This is a genomic window from Streptomyces sp. NPDC001858, from assembly GCF_053594615.1.
In genome coordinates this window covers 1-3173 of sequence record NZ_JBSFEV010000105.1, presented here as the reverse complement: position 1 = coordinate 3173, position 3173 = coordinate 1, and the positions used below count along the sequence as shown (strand labels likewise).

Genomic DNA, 3173 nt, shown 5'->3' with positions numbered 1-3173 from the left:
GCGCCACCGCCAAATTCACCGCACCCCCATGCACCACCCCCACACCCTTCGGCACCCCCGACGACCCCGACGTATAAATCACATACGCCAACCCCGCCCCACCCACCACCACCCCCGGCGCAGAACCAGAACACCCGGCAATCACCGCAGCCACCGAAGGCTCGTCGATGACCGTCACCGCCACCTGCGCCGGCGCCGACTCGACCGCCACCGACGCACACCCCACCGACGTCAGCACCCACCCAGCACCGCTGTCAGCCAGCATCAACGCGATCCGGTCCACCGGATACTGCGGATCCACCGGCAAATACGCCGCACCCGCCTTCAACACCCCCAACAACGCCACCACCACATCAACCCCACGCTCCATCACCACCCCCACCACCGACTCCACACCCACACCCTGAGCCACCAAATACCCAGCCACCCGATTCGCCCGCACATCCAACTCCGCATACGTCAACTCCACCCCATCACCCACCACCGCCACCGCATCCGGAGACCGCACCACCTGAGCCTCAAACAACCCATGCACCGTCACCACCCGCTCCGGAACAGGCCGGGCCGTGGCATTCCAATCGACCAATATCCGACGCCTTTCCTCGTCGCCGAGCAGGTCCACGGCGCGCAGTGCAACATCCGACCCGTCACGCACCGCGTCACTCAACACAGCGACAATGCGTTCCACGGCTGTGCACAGCAACAGCCCCACCTCGTACGGATCAACGGAATCGACCGCCTGAACGCTCAGACTCAACCCGCCGGTATTGAGGTCGTCCACCGACATGGTCAGCGGATAGTTGGTCCGCTCCTTGGAAAGGAGGCTCCGGATGCCGGTCGTCTGGTCCAGGCCGGTCTCGTTGTGGTCCGTGCGCCGGCGTGTGTTGTAGCGGTAGTTCAACAGTGAGGTGAACAGGGGTGTGTTCTCCTCAATGCCGCTGGCCTGCTGCGCCACCGCCAACGGCGCGTGCTCGTGCTCGAGCAACGCCGCCAGCTGCGACCGCATCTCCTCCACCGCCGCACGGACCCCGACCTGCTCGGTCCGCACCCGCACCGGCAACGTATTGATGAACGGGCCTACGACCCTGTCGGCACCCGCACCCGCGTTCATCCGCCCGAACAACACGGTCCCGAACACCACATCGTCACGACCCGACAGCACCGCCAGCACCCGCGCCCACGCCACATGCAACACCGTCGCCGCACTGACCCCCAACCGCCGGGTCACCTCACGCAACCGGTCCACAACCTCCTGCGGCACCGCCAACTCAGCCGACACCGACGCCGTACCATCGCCACGAACGTCCATCAGTCCATATGGCGCCGTCGGCTCGGTCACATCACCCAACAACTCCGCGAAGAACCGCTCATGCTCCTCCCGCGAAACACTACGAGCCTGAGCAACAAAGTTCCGGAACGGCAACGCCGGCGCCAGCTCATCCCCACGCCCGGTCGCGATGGCCTGGAGCTCCTGCATTAGCACGTCGAGGCCCTGGTGGTCCTGCACCATGTGGTGCGTCCGCAGTAACCCGAGCCAACGGCCGTCCGCAACCTCGGCCACATGCAGGTCCATCAACGGCGGCCGGCCCAGATCCATCCCCGAGCCCGCCTGCTCCACCAACGCCGTCACCGGATCGGCTTCGGCATAGTCGAGAACATGGGTCACGACCGGCAGTGCCACGTGCCGCCACACCACCTGCACCGGCTCGGGCAGCCCTTCCCACACCACCGCAGTGCGATAGATGTCGTGCCGGTCCACCACACGCTGCAACCCCTGGGCGAAATCGTCCAACCATGCTCGGGAGTCGAACTGCAGCACCAACACCGTTACGTATGGGTCCTGCCCCCCGTCGTCGGCTATCAGGTGGTGGAAGAGCAGGCCCTCCTGCAACGGCGCCAACGGATACACGTCCGCCACGTTCGCCGCACCACCTTCTACCCCGGCGACGATCCGCTCCACGTCAGCGTCCGACAACTCCACCAACGGCAGCATGTCCGCCGTGATCTGCCCCGCACCCACCGGAATCAGATTCTCCGGCACCACCACCGGCACCACCGCAACCGCACCTGCCAAACCAGCCGGCGTCGGAGCCTCGAACAACGCCCGCACCGACACCGACACACCCCGCCCACGCAACCGCTCCACCAACGACACCGCCAACAGCGAATGCCCACCCAACCGGAAGAAATCGTCATCCATCCCGACCGAGTCCAGCCCGAGCACCTCGGCGAAGACCGCGCACAGAATCTCCTCCTGCACCGACACCGGAGCCCGACCACCACTGACATCAGCGGCATAGTGCGGTGCCGGCAACGCCCGACGATCCAGCTTCCCGTTGACCGTCAACGGCAACTCGTCCAGGACCACGACCGCCGCCGGCACCATGTAGTCCGGCAACCGCTGCCCCGCCAGTTCCCGCACCTGCTCCGGCAGACCATCCGCAGCGACATCCGCATCGGCCGGCACCACGTAAGCCACCAACCGCTTGTCCCCGGGCATGTCTTCCCGGACGACCACCGCCACCTGACCAACCAGCGGATGAGTCCGCAGGACGGCCTCGATCTCGCCGAGCTCGATCCGGAACCCCCGGACCTTCACCTGCTCATCCACCCGCCCCACGAACACCAACTGCCCATCAGGCAGCCACCGCACCAGATCCCCCGTCCGATACATCCGCTCACCCACCCCGAACGGACACGCCACGAACCGCTCCGCCGTCAAACCCGCACGACCCACATACCCACGCGCCAACTGCGCACCCGCCACATACAACTCCCCCACCACACCCACCGGCACCGGCCCCAGACCCCCATCCAGCACAAACAGACGGTTGTTCGCCGTCGGAGTACCGATCGGCACCGGCCCCGACCGCTCCGGATCCACCACCCCCGTCGCCACAATGACCGTGGACTCCGTCGGCCCGTAGGCGTGGATCATCCGCCGTCCCGGTGCCCAGGCCCGAGCCACCGCCTCACTCACCGCCTCCGCACCCACCACCAACACCCCCACCCGCGCCAGATCCCCCGGCTCAAGCACCTCCAACAACGACGGCACCACACTCGCCGCCCCCAACCCCTCCAACTCCCCCAACAACCGCGGCTGAGCCCGCTCCTCCTCACCCGCCACCAACAACATCCCCCCACCCGACAACGACACCGCCACATCCAACACC

General features: G+C 66.7%; 1 protein-coding gene. It reads right to left on the bottom strand.

Translation table 11 applies throughout. From position 1 onward, the window contains the following. Nucleotides 1-3173: AMP-binding protein (locus ACWCPF_RS45295; protein ID WP_451051008.1), on the bottom strand; the 3173-nt coding region annotated here is incomplete at both ends.